General features: G+C 44.4%; 14 protein-coding genes. 13 read left to right on the top strand and 1 reads right to left on the bottom strand.

Features of this window, described 5'->3' with window-relative positions:
- Window positions 1-94: 94 nt before the first annotated feature.
- The 4 genes from U0021_RS02430 (at window position 95) to U0021_RS02415 (ending at window position 5,129) form a co-directional block, all read left to right on the top strand.
- Window positions 95-1,780 (top strand): AMP-binding protein, encoded by a 1,686-nt coding sequence (locus tag U0021_RS02430; RefSeq protein WP_114800743.1) that lies wholly within the window; start codon window positions 95-97, stop codon window positions 1,778-1,780.
- Window positions 1,781-2,115: 335 nt separating this feature from the next.
- Window positions 2,116-3,822: an AMP-binding protein gene (locus U0021_RS02425; RefSeq protein WP_078255749.1), complete on the top strand. Its 1,707-nt coding sequence runs from the start codon at window positions 2,116-2,118 to the stop codon at window positions 3,820-3,822.
- Window positions 3,823-3,952: 130 nt separating this feature from the next.
- Complete coding sequence (gene rph / locus U0021_RS02420) at window positions 3,953-4,669, top strand: ribonuclease PH (RefSeq protein WP_114800744.1); 717 nt, start codon at window positions 3,953-3,955, stop codon at window positions 4,667-4,669.
- A gap of 1 nt (window position 4,670) precedes the next feature.
- Window positions 4,671-5,129 carry a hypothetical protein gene (locus U0021_RS02415; RefSeq protein WP_114800745.1) on the top strand — a complete coding sequence of 153 codons (459 nt, stop codon included), beginning with the start codon at window positions 4,671-4,673 and terminating at the stop codon, window positions 5,127-5,129.
- Window positions 5,130-5,149: 20 nt separating this feature from the next.
- Here U0021_RS02415 and U0021_RS02410 read toward each other — a convergent pair whose 3' ends face one another.
- Complete coding sequence (locus U0021_RS02410; RefSeq protein ID WP_114800746.1) at window positions 5,150-5,824, bottom strand: hypothetical protein; 675 nt, start codon at window positions 5,822-5,824, stop codon at window positions 5,150-5,152.
- Between the two features lie 347 nt (window positions 5,825-6,171).
- Between U0021_RS02410 and U0021_RS02405 the strand changes: the two genes are divergently transcribed.
- From U0021_RS02405 to U0021_RS02365, 9 genes are all read left to right on the top strand, one after another.
- A complete protein-coding gene (locus tag U0021_RS02405) occupies window positions 6,172-7,992 on the top strand; it encodes a TolC family protein (protein ID WP_227538718.1) in 1,821 nt (606 codons plus the stop codon).
- Window positions 7,993-8,038: 46 nt separating this feature from the next.
- Window positions 8,039-10,252, top strand: a complete 2,214-nt coding sequence (locus U0021_RS02400) for a type I secretion system permease/ATPase (protein ID WP_114800747.1) — start codon at window positions 8,039-8,041, stop codon at window positions 10,250-10,252.
- A 90-nt stretch (window positions 10,253-10,342) separates the two neighbouring features.
- Window positions 10,343-11,515, top strand: coding sequence for an HlyD family type I secretion periplasmic adaptor subunit (locus U0021_RS02395; protein WP_078255558.1), 1,173 nt, complete (start codon window positions 10,343-10,345; stop codon window positions 11,513-11,515).
- Window positions 11,512-12,015, top strand: coding sequence for a DUF3465 domain-containing protein (locus U0021_RS02390; protein WP_227538719.1), 504 nt, complete (start codon window positions 11,512-11,514; stop codon window positions 12,013-12,015). Before U0021_RS02395 ends, U0021_RS02390 begins: the two co-directional genes overlap by 4 nt.
- Before the next feature lie 146 nt (window positions 12,016-12,161).
- Window positions 12,162-13,535, top strand: a complete 1,374-nt coding sequence (locus U0021_RS02385) for a phospholipase A (RefSeq protein ID WP_114800748.1) — start codon at window positions 12,162-12,164, stop codon at window positions 13,533-13,535.
- 29 nt (window positions 13,536-13,564) lie between these two features.
- Entirely contained in the window at window positions 13,565-14,389 is an 825-nt protein-coding gene (locus U0021_RS02380) for a ComF family protein (RefSeq protein ID WP_114800749.1), read from the top strand.
- Entirely contained in the window at window positions 14,386-14,943 is a 558-nt protein-coding gene (locus U0021_RS02375; protein WP_114800750.1) for a prepilin-type N-terminal cleavage/methylation domain-containing protein, read from the top strand. Before U0021_RS02380 ends, U0021_RS02375 begins: the two co-directional genes overlap by 4 nt.
- Complete coding sequence (locus U0021_RS02370) at window positions 14,940-15,944, top strand: PilW family protein (RefSeq protein ID WP_114800751.1); 1,005 nt, start codon at window positions 14,940-14,942, stop codon at window positions 15,942-15,944. Before U0021_RS02375 ends, U0021_RS02370 begins: the two co-directional genes overlap by 4 nt.
- Window positions 15,937-16,743 (top strand): hypothetical protein, encoded by an 807-nt coding sequence (locus tag U0021_RS02365; RefSeq protein ID WP_114800752.1) that lies wholly within the window; start codon window positions 15,937-15,939, stop codon window positions 16,741-16,743. The genes U0021_RS02370 and U0021_RS02365 overlap by 8 nt, the downstream gene beginning before the upstream one ends.
- Window positions 16,744-16,982 lie beyond the last annotated feature (239 nt).

The following is a 16,982-nucleotide window of genomic DNA, read 5'->3' as shown; positions in this document are numbered from 1 at the left end:
CAGTTCATAAAAAAAGATTGTCAATCTGCGCTTAGCTTTGTACTGTACTGCTTTGCTGTATTCAAAATTCAAAATCATAAATAGGGGGTTATCTATGACTAATTATTCGGGGTTTGTGACGCCGGCGGATCGTGCTTGGCAGACAACCTATCAAAAAAACAATTTGGACATTCAATTAAAGATGCCAGAAGGCGTCAATTCTTTGCTAGATTTTTTTGATGTGAATTTTCAAGCCAATCGTGGACAGCGCGCAATTACTTTCATGGGTGTGCACATCGGCTATGATGAACTTGATCAGGTGAGCCAAAATATCGCTGGATATCTACAATCTTTGGGCTTGGAGCAAGGTGATAAAGTGGCAGTTATGATGCCAAATACACCGCAGTATTTGGCAGTGATGATGGGTATTGTTCGTGCAGGATATGTGCTTGTCAATGTCAATCCTTTGTATACCGCGCATGAGCTTGAGCATCAGCTGAAGGATTCTGAAGCCAAAGTGCTATTTATTGTTGAGAATTTTGCGCATACTTTTGAAAAGGTTCAAGACAAAGGTCAAATTCGCCAAGTGATCACCACGGGCATTGGCGATATGATGCGTCTAAAAGGCATAGTGATTAATACTGTCGTGCGCCACATCAAAAAAATGGTGCCAAATTATTGCATCCCAAATAAAGTCAGCTTTAAGGATATTTTAAAAGGTAATTACTCATATACCAAGCCGACGGTTGATTTGGATGATGTGGTTATTTTGCAGTACACAGGCGGTACGACAGGCGTGGCAAAGGGCGCCATGCTCACGCACGGTAATTTGATCGCCAATGTAGAGCAGTGCATGACCTATGTCAAATCAGGCTTTGAAAAGTCGCACCAACACGGCGAGTACATGGCGGTTGCTTTGCCTTTGTATCACATCTTTTCGTTCATGGTGACCATGCTTGGCATGAAAATGGGCTTTGCGCTTTTATTAATTCCGAACGCGCGTGATTTTGATGATTTAACCAAGCAATTTGGCAAATATCGCCCCCAGTTCTTCCCTGCGGTGAATACTTTGTTTAATGCTCTTTGTAATCATAAAGGCTTTAAATCATTGGATCACAGCAATTTGGTCGTGTCATTGGGCGGCGGTATGGCGGTATTACCAAGCACTGCCGAAGCTTGGGAAAAAATCACCGGCAATTATATCATCGAAGGTTACGGCTTGTCTGAGACGTCACCGGTGCTGACTTTTAATCCTTTGGGCAGTTATACCGGCAAAATTGGCATTCCTTTTCCTTCAACCGATATCATTTTGCTTGATGATGATGGTAATAAAGTTGCGCAAGGCGAAGCAGGCGAGATTGCTGCCAAGGGTCCCCAAGTCATGAAAGGCTATTGGAAACAGCCTGAAGAAACTGCCAAAGCGATGACAGAAGATGGCTATTTTAGAACCGGTGATATTGGTGTGATGGACGAAAACGGCTACTTTAAAATCGTCGATCGTAAAAAAGATATGATTTTGGTATCAGGGTTTAATGTGTATCCAAATGAAGTTGAGCAGGTCATTTCAAGTCATCCAGGCGTATTAGAGTGTGGCGTCATCGGTGTGCCCGATGAGCACAGTGGCGAAGTGGTGAAAGTCTTTATTGTCAAAAAAGATCCTGAATTGAGCGAAAAAGACATTAGAATGTGGGCAAAGAAAAATCTAACAGGCTATAAGCGCCCCAAAAAAATTGCTTTTGTGGATGAGCTGCCTAAGTCTAATGTGGGTAAGATTTTAAGAAAAGAGCTAAGAAATTTATAAATGAATACTTGGCAACATGACAGAGCATAAAGCGAGGAGTCTCCTCGCTTTTTTATTTTAACGCCGCTTTGCCCATTTTTATGGCTGACCATCATTTGATCAATATACCATGATCACACCCTCAAAAACTTTATAAAAATCTCCATTATTTGATTGAAATTTTTATAGTATTTTTGCATAAAATGATATCGCAAAGTAAATTGTAACTTTTTGGTCACAGTTCTTGTCTAATTGGGTAACTTATGCTAGATTTACAACCATAGCGCACCATGCGCTATGCATCGCGCCCCTTTTGGCTTTTGATGGATTTGTTTAATATAAGGAAATAAATGAACATGACCAATACAACCGATTTCACCATCTCAACTGATTCGCCTTGGTATCAAACCTATCAAGAACATAATCTAGATTTTAACTTCAGTTTGCCTGACAATGTCAATTCGCTCATGGATATTTTTGATGAGGCATTTGCGCGTTTTGGTGATCGAGTTGCGTTTACTTGTATGGATAAATCGCTGACTTATCGCGAAATTGATAACTATAGCCGTCAAATGGCCGCGTATCTTCAGTCGCTCGGCTTGGTCAAAGGTGATAAAGTCGCGGTGATGATGCCAAATATTTTGCAATATCCGATTGCGATGATTGCTATTGTGCGTGCAGGATTGACACTGGTGAATGTCAATCCTTTGTACACCTCGCATGAGCTTGAGCATCAGCTGAACGATTCAGAGGCTAAAGCACTATTTATTGTTGAGAATTTTGCGCATACATTTGAAAAAGTGGTGAATAAAGGTCAAGTGCGCCATGTGATCGTCGCATCTTTGGGTGATATGCTTGGCTTAAAGGGATTTTTGGTGAATGCCGTCGTCCGTCACGTCAAAAAAATGGTGCCTGAGTGGAATATTCCTGGTCATGTTTCTTTTAAAGAGGCGCTTAATAAAGTCCCGGCAGGTAGCTATAATCGCCCTGAGTTGAGCTTGGATGACATTGCTGTATTACAATATACGGGCGGCACGACAGGTGTGGCAAAAGGCGCCATGCTGACACATCGTAACCTTGCTGCGAATGTTGAGCAGTGTATCCCATTTTTCAATAAAGTCTTCCCTGAGCAGGATCTATCAAATCGATATGTCGCGGTTGCCTTGCCGCTTTATCACATTTTTTCGTTCACAGCGTGTGGTCTGTTGGGCATGAAAATGGGCTTTAGTATGCTGCTGATCACCAACCCAAGAGATTTTCCAGCGCTATGTAAAGATTATGCCAAATATAAGCCTGCGTTCTTCCCTGCGGTTAATACCTTGTTTAATGGCTTGGTGCATCATGAAGGATTTAAGCAGCTTGACCACAGCAATTTAAAATTGTCATTGGGCGGCGGGATGTCGGTATTATCTGACACTGCTAAGGCTTGGGAGCGCCTGACGGGTAACTACATTATCGAAGGCTACGGCTTGTCTGAGACATCACCGGTACTGACTCTAAACCCACCAGGCGGCTATACAGGTAAAATTGGTATCCCCATGCCAGCAACCGACATCAAAATTTTGGATGATGATGGTAATGAAGTGGCAATGGGTGAGCCAGGTGAGATCTGTGCCAAAGGTCCTCAGGTGATGGTCGGCTATTGGAAGCGTCCTGATGAGACCCAAAAAGTCACCACTGAGGATGGGTATTTCCGCACAGGGGACATCGGCTTCATGGACGAAAAAGGTTTTGTGAAAATTGTCGATCGCAAAAAAGACATGATTTTGGTGTCTGGCTTTAATGTCTATCCAAATGAGGTCGAAGATGTCATCACCGCCCATCCAAAAGTCATTGAGTGCGGTGTGATCGGCGTGCCTGATGATCACAGCGGTGAAGTGGTCAAGGTCTTTGTGGTCAAAAAGGATCCGTCACTGACCACAGAAGAAGTGCGCGCATGGGCAAAAGAAAACCTGACAGGCTATAAGCGCCCTAAATACATAGAGTTCATCAGTGAATTACCCAAATCTAACGTCGGTAAGATTCTGCGTAAAGAGCTCAGAAAACTTGAAGAAAGCAAATAATGCGTGACCAAAACCTGCCAAACTTATGGCAGGTTTTTTGGTTTTTGAAATTTAATTTGATGATACTTTGTAATATCAAGCATATCTTGGTAAAATGACATCCAACAAAATTAAATCATTGAGAGCCGTCATGCGCATCGATAATCGTCAAGAAAATCAACTTCGCCCCATCAGTTTTTCCCGTCAATACACCAAACACGCCGAAGGCTCGGTGCTTGTCTGCTTTGGAGAGACTAAAGTTTTATGTACTGCTAGTATCGAAGCTGGCGTACCACGCTGGCTAAAAGGTCAAGGTAAGGGCTGGCTGACTGCTGAATATGGCATGTTGCCACGCGCCACAGGTACCCGTACGCAGCGCGAAGCGGCGCGAGGAAAACAATCAGGGCGCACCCAAGAGATTCAGCGTCTGATCGGGCGTTCATTGCGCGCCATGTTGGATCTGTCAAAGCTTGGCGAAAACACCATTTACATTGATTGCGATGTGATTCAAGCTGATGGCGGTACACGCACAGCCAGTATCAGCGGGGCAGCTGTGGCTTTGATTGATGCTTTAGAGCATCTTCAGCGTGATAAGAAACTCACCCAAGACCCGCTTTTGGGATTGGTGGCGGCAGTTTCTGTGGGCATCAAGGATGGTCAGGCGCTGCTTGATCTGAATTATGCCGAAGATTCAACTTGTGATACTGACCTGAATGTGGTGATGACGCAAGCGGGAGGATTTATTGAGATTCAGGGCACCGCAGAAGAAAAGCCGTTCACTCGTGATGAAGCTGATGCGATGCTAGGATTGGCAGAGTTAGGCATCAAGCAAATCATCGAAGCACAGAAGCAAGCGCTGGGCTGGTAGTATGCTCACAGTTGACGGCGATGGCGTTATCATCACATTAAATGGACAAACAAAAGATCCGCTATTTTGGTGGTCGATTGTCTTATTGGTATGCGGCTTGATTGTGGCGGTCATTTGTTTTACTGCCCCTGTATCGATTGCGATAGGCGCACTGTTTTTGTTTGCAGTGCAAATTTTCGCTTTTAATATTCAAAGACAAAAAGCAAAATCTCGCCATATGTTTTCACAAGGTCAGCTCAGATTGACACCCAAGCGCTTTGAAATCAATAATAAAGCCCTAACCTTATCGCCATCAGCTACAGTCACCGCTAAAGATGGCGAAATTACAGTCATCGACCGTGGTATTGAGTATCGTTTTACAGGTTTTGGTGATGTTCGTGAAGTAAAAGTGGCTGAGCAGTTGCTACTGGGTAAGTCCGTCCAAGCCAATCAAGTGACGATCAAATTGGCAGAAACATAGTCACTTTCTTTATGATCAAGTCATTCAGATGGATTGTCACCAGTCTCTTGAGGGGTTTGTTTGGGCGCTGATATTTCAGTGCGTTCTGCAATCACCGCCGCCAATTTTTGCTCATTGAGTTTGCGAACTTGATTGATTGCAATTGAAATCTCTGCATCGATGAGATCTGCTTGCTGAGCTGCCTCATGATTAATATATTCTTGATCGACGATTGGTGCAGCAGCAGGCATTTGTCGAGACGGCAAATGAAGCTCCGGGGGTGGATTTTGAGGTTGTGGGGCTTGATTGTTAGCGTTTGATTGAGGTGTAGCCGATGATGGCTTGGGTTCGGTATCAGGTTCACTTTCAGAGTCTCTGGTTTGAACGCTAGGCTGTGATGGCTCTTCAGCGGACTCTTCTTCTTTAGTTTCTGACTCATCAGCCTCTGTCAGTGCTTCTGACTCTAATAGCTCAGCTTCAGTTAAAGCTTGTATCACTGCCTTTTCTTCCTCAGACAAAGGTGTGACACTCAAATCAGATGCAGCTTCAGGGTCTTGGGTGGGTGGCGTAGGTTCATAATGAGAGGTTAAATAAATGACGCTGGCAACCAATAACCCAGCCATTGCTATCACTGCAAGCAAGATAATTAAAAAAGAGTGCCGAAAGTTTGACTGATTGGCTTTTGGCTTAACAGGTGGCGACTTTGGGGTATTCATCGATTGATAATAGACTAAAAAAAGAGTAAATGTAGTATAGCATATTAATGATTTAATAAAGATAATGAGATCGGTTAGATTTATGTTATTAATAAGATAGCAAAAACGATCTAGTAACCATAATCCTGTCAATTGGATGGTAAATAAGGACGCTTATTAAATCAAGTAATAAAAATTTGATAGCTTTGATGAATAATTTGCTATAATAATTAGCTGTGGTCTATCAGCAGGCATTGGCATATTTATTGACTATCTTTGTAATTATCAAAAGATTGCTAAGTTAATGCAGTTTTAACGATAGCCAAAGCACAAGCAGTTTTATCGCTGCCTGTTATGAGTATGAATACATGATTAATTCTTTACACAAACGCTCAATCCGTTTTTTACCAAAAAAATTGCCTTTGAACAAATTGGCGGTAGCGGTCGTTGGACTGTCTATGTTGCCTGCATTTGCTAATGTTAATCCATTGCAGGTGAATCAGCTTATCAGCATGGCTGTACAGACACATCCTCTGGTGGGGGCAGCTGTCGCAGATCGGCAAGCCACCTTAGAGGGTGTAACCGCTGCCAAGCTCGGCTATCTGCCGACCCCAAGCTTGTCGTCTCAGTATGATAGCAATGATGGCAATATAACCAGTTTTGCTGTCAGTCAGCCTTTATGGACAGGGGGGAAGCTTACCGCTGATGTCAATCGAGCTATCAATGACGATAGAGCAGCAAATGCCAAAATCCTCGAGCAGCAAAATGAAGTTGCAAAAAATACCATTGATGTATGGCAAAGTTATATTTATGCGTTGTCGCTACAAGAGCTTTATATTAATAATCTAAAACAGCTAGAAGAATTTGAGGCGATGATGCAGCGCCGAGTCTCTCAAGGCGTCTCTGCAAAAATTGAGCTAGATCTTGTTACCAATCGGATCTTACAAGATCAAAACTCACTACAAGGTGCCATCGAACAGCAGCGAATCGCTGAGGCACGACTTGAGCAGATGATCGGGGTTTCTGTGGGTGCGCCTAGCGGCATGAATGTGGCAGAAATGGCAAAGCAAGCCAAAGAGCAGTCCCAAAATTATGGCGATTTGGCGTTTGCTCAGATTAGTGAAAATCATCCAAGTGTGATCCGCCAGCGTTTTGAGATTGACTCAGCGCGTTATGAAGTTAAGTCACAGCGTGCCAGTCAAATGCCCACGGTGTATGTACAATACAAAAACGATTATCATCATCGCAATAATCGCTTTGAAGATAATGTGACAGTTGGTGTGAGCTATAATCCTGGCGCAGGTTTTTCAAATATTGCCCTGGCGCGCGCTTCGGAGGCTCGTGTTCAAAGCTTGATTCAGTCTCAAGAAGCTGCCAGGCGCACAGTGATGGAAAATATCCAGACACAATATCAGCAATTCGTCAGTGCGCGCGATCAAGAATTGTCTTTAACAGCGGCAGTGGCAGGTGCACAGATTGTATTAAATTCATATCGCCGTCAGTTTATTGCGGGACGTAAAAGCTGGCTTGAGGTTCTAAATTCATTGCGTGATCAAGCGCAATATGAGCAACAGCTACGCCAAGTTCAAGCACAAATGGTCGCCAATTTTTATAAACTGCAAGTGGATTTTGCTTTGATGCCATGGCAGCAAGAAGGGGTGAGATTCATTCAGCAGCCAGCAGGCGAGTTTCGTCCTTTTGTCTATGCCAAAGACGAATTGGGCGAATATCTGGCAGCCAGACAAGGATCTGAGCAGCCTACCAATTTATCAACGGTTGAATACCCTGCTTCGCTACCTTCGACGACAGAGCCTATGATTCGCGATGTGTCTGATGTTACCGATGACTGGGAATATCATGATAGCAGCGATGGCTTGCCAGAAAATCCCACTCAAGATGAGATAGAGTCAGTCTTACAAGATTTTGCACGAACAAACAGCGATCACTTGACCATAGCGCCACCAGTGATGGTTGGCAGCACTCCCATTGATTCTGATATTAATCGCTTAATTGCTCAAGATCTGGTAAATCATGCATATGCATCGGATGAAGAGTCGGCTCATCTTTTGGCTGCTTCGCCCTTATTACATGATCATATCAATGAATCGCTGATTTTGGATGCTTATTATCCAACATCTAATCAAAATATCGCAGCACAGCAGTTCTATACCGCCTCTGTAAACGAATAATTTAGTCTCAGTTAAAACTGATATCGCCGATCAAGGAAAATTAGTCATGTCTTTGCCCACGCAAGATATTCAAGTTCACCAAAATATCAATCCTCAAGAGCTTGCGCATGCTGTCAGCATCATATTAAAGGAGCAAGGCTACCCTGTTGATAAAAATCGCATGCAGTCAAGTCTGGCGTTGGCAACAAAGACGACGACGCCACGCGCAAGTCTTGAAACGATGCTACAGTCATTGGGTGTAAATGATGGCATACAAATCTTGGCAGCGCCAGATGCTGCTTTTATGCCACTTTTGGGCTATCATAAAACTTTGGGGTTTGGGCGTATTGTTCAATTAGAGCAAGATATTTGGGTGTTTGTTCAACAAGATCAAACACACCGCTGCCGTGCCGAAGATTTTGAATTGACAGCGAAAATTGACATTAAAGGTGTCGCACAGCAGCAACAAAAGATCACTTTTGCTAAGCTTTTGCGTGAAAATATCTTGGAACATAAGTCAGTTGTTATTGAAGCGGTGATTGCTTCATTTATCATCAGCTTATTGGCGCTGGCAGTTTCGCTATTTTCGATGCAAGTTTATGACCGCGTTATCCCTACCAGAAGTGAATACACTCTTATTATTTTAAGTTCGGGCGTGGCTTTGGTGATTTTCTTTGAAGCATTCATGAAATTTGCGCGTTCGCGTGTCATGGATCGAATGGTGGTTGGGATGGACCAAAATTTATCGCGTTCTGTGTTTGAGCGACTGCTCAAAGTACGCGTGGATCAGATGCCAAATTCGGTCGGTTCTTTGGCGGCGCAGTTAAGGGGCTATGAGCAAGTACGCAGCTTTTTTACTGCATCGACTTTGTTTACCTTGGTTGATTTGCCAATGAGCATCTTGTACCTTGCTATCATTGCTGTGATCGGCTCTCCCATTATTGCGCTTGTACCCTTGATCGCTGCCATTATTGGTTTATTACTTGGTCTGCACAGTAAAAATAAAATCAATCAAATCGCCCAAGAAGGCGCTCAAGCTTCCTATCAAAAAACGGGTATCTTGGTTGAAGCTGTTGAAGGCATTGAGACCATCAAAGCAGGTTCGGGCAATTGGAAATTTTTATCCAAATGGCTCAATGTCATGAATGTCACCACTCAAAACGACCTAAAAATGCGTCACGCTAATGACAATTTAAACTATATTGTGCAGATGCTACAGCAGGTGAGCTATGTGGGGATTGTTATTACAGGTGCTTATATTGTTATGAATGGCGATATGACCATCGGTGGATTGATTGCTTCGACCATTTTGGGCGGTCGTATTTTGTCGCCGATCATGAATGTGCCAAATATGCTTGTGCAATATTCCCATGCCAAAGCTGCTCAAATGAACATTGAAAATCTATATAACCTTCAGCAAGATAACCAAGGTGTCAATTATCCTTTATCGCCTTCAAAAATTTATGGTAATTATCAGTGCAGCCAATTACAGTTTAATTATGTGGATAATGATCGCCCAGCGCTTCAGGTGCCTAATTTAACGATTCGTGCCGGCGAGCGCGTGGCTATCTTGGGGGCGATCGGTTCGGGTAAGTCAACCTTACTTAAGCTGCTTTCGGGGCTGTATGCGCCTACATCAGGGCATATTTTGCTAGATGGTTTGGATATGTCGCAAATTAGCCGAGAAAGCTTAAGTGATCAAGTGGGGTATCTACAGCAGGATCACCGTCTGTTCCAGGGCACACTTCGAGATAACTTGCTGATCGGTATGCCGACGCCGAATGACGATGTATTGAGCCGAGCTTTGCATAGAACAGGTTTGATCAAGTTGGTTTCGGGGCATTCTAGCGGTTTGGATCTGATGATCAGTGAAGGCGGTAAGGGGCTGTCAGGAGGTCAAAAGCAGCTCGTGGCATTCACGCGCTTAGTGCTGACTCAGCCATCTGTATGGCTGCTGGATGAGCCGACCGCCTCCATGGATAACAACCAAGAACAGCAGTGCATCCAAGTGCTGGCTCAGGAGCTGCAAGACCCACAAAAAACCTTGATTTTATCAACTCACAAATCTGCGCTATTGGCATTGGTAGATCGTATTATTATCATGAACGATAGCAAGATTGTGATGGATGGTCCAAAGCAGGCAGTGTTGGATCAGCTGCGAAAAAATGAAGAAGCTGCTCGGGCTCAGCGCCAAACCAAAGTGGTACAAGCTCAAGCTGCTTCAAAGCCTGAGGCTCGCATCACAGACGGTCAAGCGCCCACGACGCCAGCTCAGTCATAATATAGTGTGATATGATCATCGATGATGATTGGTGTAGTGTTAGCTTAGTATTTTATAAAATAAATCCATTGTTTGTGGAAAATTTAAATAATGTCAAATTCATATCGCTATCAGCCGCATAAACCCAATTCAAATAGGGCGCGAATTATCATTTGGACGGCTTTGGTTACAGTGTTGGTTCTGCTAACTTGGGCATACTTTGCTAAGATTGACCAGGTGACACGCGCGACAGCCACAGTAATCGCAAGCTCACGAACCCAAGAAATCCAAGCGTCAGAAGGCGGGGTGTTGTCGTCAATCTTGGTAAAAGAAGGTGAGGATGTCACGCGAGGTCAGCTGCTTTTGGTGCTAGAAGAAGAGCGTGCTCAGGCTGCACTTGATAATTCAGCAACCAAAGTAGCGGCACTGCAAGCCAAAGTTGCACGACTAGAAGCTGAGATTTTAAATCGTCCATTGACATTTCCAGAGGGTGTTAATCGCTACCCTGAATATGTCCAAAACCAAACAGAGCTTTATAATCGTCGTCGCCAAGCCATTTCTCAAGAGATTGCTTCGCTTGAGCAGATGTTGTCTTTGGCAAGTCAAGAGCTATCATTAAATGAGCCTTTGTTAGAATATGGCGACGTAAGCCAAGCTGATGTGATTCGCCTGCGCCGTCAAGTGGCAGATATTAAAGCCCAGATCACCAATAAGCGCAATAAATACTTTGAAGATGCGCAAGCAGAAATGACACGTGCTCAAGAAGAGCTGCAATCTGAGCAAGAGCAGCTGCGTGATCGCAGCCAAGTCCTTCAGGAAAAACGCTTATTTGCACCGACAGAAGGTAAAGTGAATAATATTCGTGTTACTACCATCGGCGGTGTGGTCAGACCAGGTGAAGTGATTATGGAAATTTTACCGACAGACAGTGATTTGGTGGTAGAGGCTAAGGTTCGTCCTGCTGATATTGCTTATGTTAAAGAAGGTCAAACTGCCAGCGTCAAATTAGATGCGTACGACTACTCTATTTTTGGTGCTATGAATGGTGAGGTGGTTTATATCAGTCCAGATACGCTTATGGAACAAAGCCCTCAAGGCGAGCAGCCTTATTACCGTGTGCAGATTCGCATCTCTGGAGCTGAATTTGATGGTAGAGCTGATGATATTGTGATTCGCCCAGGTATGACAGCCAGTGTAGACATCAAGGCGATGGAGCGAAGCGTCCTATCTTACTTGACCAAGCCAATTACCAAAACATTATCAGAAGGTTTGGGCGAGCGTTGATTTTCAATTTACATAAAAAACTTATCAAGCAAGTCTTAATCTGCAGCGGCATTATCGCCGCTGCTACCATGTTCATTGGGTGTCAGCCTCCCGACGAGGTTGCCTATGAACAAGATCGTGACATCACTCATGAGCAGCTTGAACACCCAAAAGCCTTGCCGTGCCATAATGAGCTGATTTCCCAAAGTTTTGAAAAAAGACGCTCTGATGTACAAGTCAAAGGCTGTGGTAGGGTGCGGGCAATATTAAAAGATGATCTCAAAGGCAGTCGTCATCAAAAATTCATTGTCGATCTGCAAGGATACTCTCACACTGTATTAATCGCTCATAACATCGATTTGGCACCACGCGTTGATAACCTTAATCAAGGGGATTGGGTGGATTTCTATGGTGAATATGAATACACCGAGCAAGGCGGCGTCGTGCATTGGACACACCATGATCCTGCCGGTCGCCACCAAGATGGATATATCATCCACCATGCTCAAAAGTATCAGTAGCTTGCGCACTGATGAGTCATATTTGCGCTTGACTGAAATTTTTTATCTTTGTTTGGATTTTAGACTGTGCTATGATAGCCGAGTTTAAAACCTATCACCAAAATCACTCATTTTGATTGGTAAGATGAGTTATTTAGAGTAAGTTCATGAAAATTTCACTTTCTACCCTATCTGCATCTGTCTTGGCTTGTTTGAGCGTGATGTGCACTCAAAATGCCCATGCAGTACCTAATCCTGTTGCCTTTGTTGAAGAGATACAAGATGACGCTGGCGCAACAGATACTCAAGCTAACAATAGTAGCCCCATAGCACTTCAGCCACAATCGGCACCTGGGGTGACAACCATCATCACGAAAGCCAAGCCTGCTTTTGATGCGCCGCAGTCAGCGCCATCTGCTGCCGATGAGCAAAGATTTTATAAAGCAGCTTTAGACGACAGAACCATGCTGATGAACTGCGCGGAGCTGACCCAAGATGCCATGCGTTTGGCATGCTATGATACATTGGCGCGCGGTGAAAATCCCACAGTAATTGAGACAAAGCGCCCCATTAAGCTGGGTGAAACACTATGGCAGACCCTCAAGGGTAATCCTCAGGTTGTTTATACCGAAACCTCTGATCCTGTGATATTGACAGGTGATGAGCAGGGCTTATTGACCGAAGAAGACACCAAGCAGCTTGAGCGCGTGGCAAAGCAGTTCACGCCTTTAAGTTTGGCATTTGACCTAGATCGTAACAACACACCACTTTGGTCATCACGCCCACACAACCCCATGTATGTGCTGCCTTTATTTATGAATGGCAAGCCCAATCGCAGCCCAAGCACGCCAAACTTTGAGCCAAAACATTATACCTCCAACGAGTTTCGTGCACCTGAATTAAAATTCCAAGTCTCTGTCAAGGTGAAGGCGGCCGAAGATTTGTTGGGCACGGATGCAGACTTGTGGTTTGGTTACACTCAGCAGTCGCATTGGCAGATTTATAACGAAGATAATTCTCGACCATTTCGCGTGCACGATTATCAGCCTGAGATCTTCTTGACCCAGCCTGTATATTCAGACTTGCCATGGGGTGGTAAACTGCGCATGATCGGCGCTGGCGCTGTCCATCATTCAAATGGTGAGAGCGAAAATCTTTCTCGGTCGTGGAATCGCGCCTATCTGATGGCAGGCATGGAGTGGGGTAATCTGACTGTCATGCCGCGCCTGTGGGCTCGCATCTTAAAAGAAGGTAATCACCTCCAGCCAGATGACAACCCTGATGTCTTGGATTATTATGGCTATGGCGATGTGCGCTTTTTGTATCAATTAGAAAATAAAAGCAACATCTCAGGGACAGCGCGCTATAATCCAAAAACTGGCAAAGGCGCGCTACAGTTAGATTATGTACATCCTTTGGGTAAAGGAATCAGTGGCTATTTTCAAATATTCCAAGGCTATGGACAGTCTTTCATTGATTATAATCATGAAACGACCAGCTTTGGTATTGGACTGATGCTCAATGACTGGATGGGCTTATAGACCGTGAATAAACTGATGCGGAACATGGCTTGATAAACTCATCCCCAAATCATCAGCTTGAGCAGGCGTTCGATCATGGCGTCCTGCCTAAGCCTGTGTTTCATCAGCCGCTTTGGGTGCATCATCAGGCGGCGATTTGGCTATTTTGGGTGCATCGCCGCTGCTGTTTGTGTGGGCTTGTGTGCTGTGACTACAAAAGAGTGGAAATGAATTTTATGTGTGAGCATTGCCAAAGTGGCATCCCTCGCCAAATTCCTGCGATAAAAATCCCACTCAATCACGCCAATGCCGAACATCAAAACCATAGTATCAAGACACCTGACAGTCAGCAGCAATTTTTGCGCACATATCCTGCGAGTTATTATCAATATCCAGTGAATCTTTTGATGAATCATTTTAAGGATAAAGAAGATGCCCGCTCACTGCTGGGTTTGTATTCTTTATTGGCTAGACTACCCAAGCCTGAGCATTGCCACGCTGGCAATACAGTAATTTTGCCCATTCCGACGACTTCTGATCGCATACGCCATCGCGGCTTTAATCCAGTGCTGATGTTGGCAAAATTTTTGGCTTGGCATTGGCAACTGCCAATTTGGCAAGGGGTTGCTCGTCATGATGGCAGGCGTCATCAGCGCGGCTTAAGCCGAGATGAGCGCCTGACTAATATCCAGACCGATTTTTATTTATGTCAACAAGTCCCCAATCGTCAAATCATCTTATTTGATGATGTGGTCACTACAGGATCCACTATGGCAGCTGTTGCAAAGCTATTGATGACTCAGCGTAAAACCGTGCGTATGATCGGGATTTGTGTGGCGCACGGATCGGCCGACTTTGGTCTTGATCGCGCATGAATGGTAAAAAACGCGACCCCTTGATGACTGCTTATGAAAGCGGTTTTGGGCTAATAGAAGTATTGGTTTCGCTTTTATTGTTATCGGTGGTGGCGCTTGGATTAATGACGGTGCAAGGGCGGCTACTTATTCAGACTAAGAATGCCGATCTTCGCTTGCAGGCAGTGCAGCTGATGGTAAATGACTACCACGCACTTCGATCATTGACGCCTGACCAAAAGCAGGCTTATATTCAAACACTCCAAAGGATCGCTCAAACAGCACAAAGCCAATCAGAATCAGCCATTGCCAACTATCATATGGCAGCTCACGCCATCTCAACTGGCTGTGATATGGGATGCGATTTGGATGAGCAGGCTCAAGCTTTGGCGATACAGTCAGCACAGGCTGCTGCACGAGCACATATCATACTATCGGTCACCGAGTGTCAATCGGGTCATTGCTGGGTTGCAGGATGGGGCGCTCAAGCTTTTGAGCAAATCAAAACTTGCCCCACTGATGGATTTGGCTTAAAGACAAGTTCATCAAGCTGCGCCATCATGGATGGTTTATGAGAGTGATACTATTGACCAAAAATCAGCAAGGCATGACGGTGATGGAGTTGGTGATTGCCTTGGGTTTGGGTTCACTCATTATCTTGATGGCGGTGAGTCTTTATGCGTCATCAGCAAAAAATAGCGCCCAGACATACAGTATTGCACAGTTTATAGATCGTGAAACTTTGGGCATCGCGGCGATGACCGAGCAGCTTAGACTGACAGGCATTGGCATGATGGATGCACCAGCGGTGCTTGTAAACAGGGATGAGCTGACAGGTATCACCACCAGTCAAAGCATCAATCTTAATCGCCAGCTTTCCCAAACGGGCGGTTTGCCAAGTCATTATGCCAAATCCTCCGATCAGCTTACCATACGCTATATTGCGCCTGCTGATATGTGGGACTGTGAAGGGGATGTGGTTCTTGGTCCACGACGAGCGCGCCTAAAAAACGGCAACATGACTATGGTAGATGGTCAAGTTGTCATCGAAAGATATTTCGTTGAAACAGAAGCAGATGGCTCGCTGTCTCTTCGCTGTGATGCAGGGCGCTACATTACTGACGATATCGTGCGCGACAGTACCCGAGATCGACGCGGTATCAGTGCGCCCTATATTACTGCTATCATTGATACTCAAGTCAGCAAACGATTTGGCACTGATAAGCCCCATCACATTCGCGGACTTGGTAAGGGAGATGTGATACTTTCGGATATTGAAGGGTTTTGGGTGCAGCTGATCGTGGATGATGGGACGCTTAGACGCAGCATGACGATCGAAGACTATCAAGCGCGCTGGTATGGTTATCCGATTGTCGGTGTTCAGCTTGCCATACTCAGTCGCAGCTCGCCTGCACCGAATACAATTAAGACCCAAGACTTTTTAATTTTTGATGACGTGATCTCACCACCTGATGATGGCTTGCCAAGAAGACTGCACATGATGACTGTAAATTTTGTCAATGTTTTTCAAAATCATCTAAAGACAAGTCAAAGCAGCAGAATCATCCATGAATAACTCTGTCAATCAGCTTAGCACTCTAAAAGCGCTTCCGATAAGCACGCATGGCAAGCGTCAATCAGGCTTTGTATTGTTGGCTGTTTTGGTGATATTGCTGTTGATCAGTGGGCTGACAGCACTCATGATGAGCCAAAATTCTGTAGATGTGCGAAGTGTGCTTTATCATCAAAATCAATCCAAGCTTTTGATAACAGCTGATCAAGCGACCATGAACCTGTGGCAATTACCGCCTGAGCGTCTTGTGCAGATGGCTCAGGCTGAGACATGGCTTGCCTCACTGTTAGCTGCCAATAAGGATCTCACCAAAATTTATACAGCCCAAAGCTGTGATGACTGGCAGACGTTCACTGTCGGCACGCTTGATGATCCGCCGCCACAATGTGATCACGCCGCACCATTGCTACTTTGGCAAGCGGCTTATATAGAGCCTATCGGCAAAGATCATTATTTGCATAAACTGTCCCAAAATACCCCGTCACAGCAATCAACTTCCGATCTTCAAGATTCTGATCATAAATCGACAGATCAAAAGGCAGCCGATCATGAAATTTTTCATTTGCGGCTATATGCCATTGCCGCCCAAAATTCAGAAGGTATCGCTCAATGTGAAGAGCTGCTATATCAAGCGCGAATTGCAGCTTGCCTAAGTGAGCATGGAGTCATTCATAAAATCAGCGTTGCTGAATGGCTGATTGAGCGTCAAACTACTTCAAAGACTGACACGGCTTCTGAAACGGTCACTACTTTTACGATCACGCCTTTGCGAATCTATGATATCCGCTCTATGCGTGAATAAATTACACAGATTAAAACGAACTGATGGTTCACAAAAAATTATCGCTATCGCTGAAATTTTTATTCAGCTGTGATAAAATAGCCGAGATTTTTTGTGGACTTGTTAATGATGTTATAATTGTAAAATATTGTAACAATGCTAACGCATTTCTATCAGGTAATAGATAGGTAATACATTTCTTACTTGTTTATTTACATAAAGGCATAGAAATACCATAAAAATAGGGGTGACATTCAACG

The organism is Moraxella canis (genome assembly GCF_034424565.1).
GTDB classification, from domain to species: domain Bacteria; phylum Pseudomonadota; class Gammaproteobacteria; order Pseudomonadales; family Moraxellaceae; genus Moraxella; species Moraxella canis.
The sequence above is the reverse complement of the archived record's forward strand: the minus strand, read 5'-3'. Positions and strand labels throughout refer to the sequence as shown.

What these genes read in the sequence shown, in the direction of transcription:
- U0021_RS02415 (WP_114800745.1), top strand. Translation starts at nt 4,671, where the DNA reads ATGCTCACAGTTGACGGCGATGGCGTTATCATCACATTAAATGGACAA.
- U0021_RS02395 (WP_078255558.1), top strand. Translation starts at nt 10,343, where the DNA reads ATGTCAAATTCATATCGCTATCAGCCGCATAAACCCAATTCAAATAGG.
- U0021_RS02385 (WP_114800748.1), top strand. Translation starts at nt 12,162, where the DNA reads ATGAAAATTTCACTTTCTACCCTATCTGCATCTGTCTTGGCTTGTTTG.
- U0021_RS02370 (WP_114800751.1), top strand. Translation starts at nt 14,940, where the DNA reads ATGAGAGTGATACTATTGACCAAAAATCAGCAAGGCATGACGGTGATG.
- U0021_RS02400 (WP_114800747.1), top strand. Translation starts at nt 8,039, where the DNA reads ATGTCTTTGCCCACGCAAGATATTCAAGTTCACCAAAATATCAATCCT.
- U0021_RS02425 (WP_078255749.1), top strand. Translation starts at nt 2,116, where the DNA reads ATGACCAATACAACCGATTTCACCATCTCAACTGATTCGCCTTGGTAT.
- U0021_RS02405 (WP_227538718.1), top strand. Translation starts at nt 6,172, where the DNA reads ATGATTAATTCTTTACACAAACGCTCAATCCGTTTTTTACCAAAAAAA.
- U0021_RS02430 (WP_114800743.1), top strand. Translation starts at nt 95, where the DNA reads ATGACTAATTATTCGGGGTTTGTGACGCCGGCGGATCGTGCTTGGCAG.
- rph (WP_114800744.1), top strand. Translation starts at nt 3,953, where the DNA reads ATGCGCATCGATAATCGTCAAGAAAATCAACTTCGCCCCATCAGTTTT.
- U0021_RS02365 (WP_114800752.1), top strand. Translation starts at nt 15,937, where the DNA reads ATGAATAACTCTGTCAATCAGCTTAGCACTCTAAAAGCGCTTCCGATA.
- U0021_RS02375 (WP_114800750.1), top strand. Translation starts at nt 14,386, where the DNA reads ATGAATGGTAAAAAACGCGACCCCTTGATGACTGCTTATGAAAGCGGT.
- U0021_RS02410 (WP_114800746.1), bottom strand. Translation starts at nt 5,824, where the DNA reads ATGAATACCCCAAAGTCGCCACCTGTTAAGCCAAAAGCCAATCAGTCA.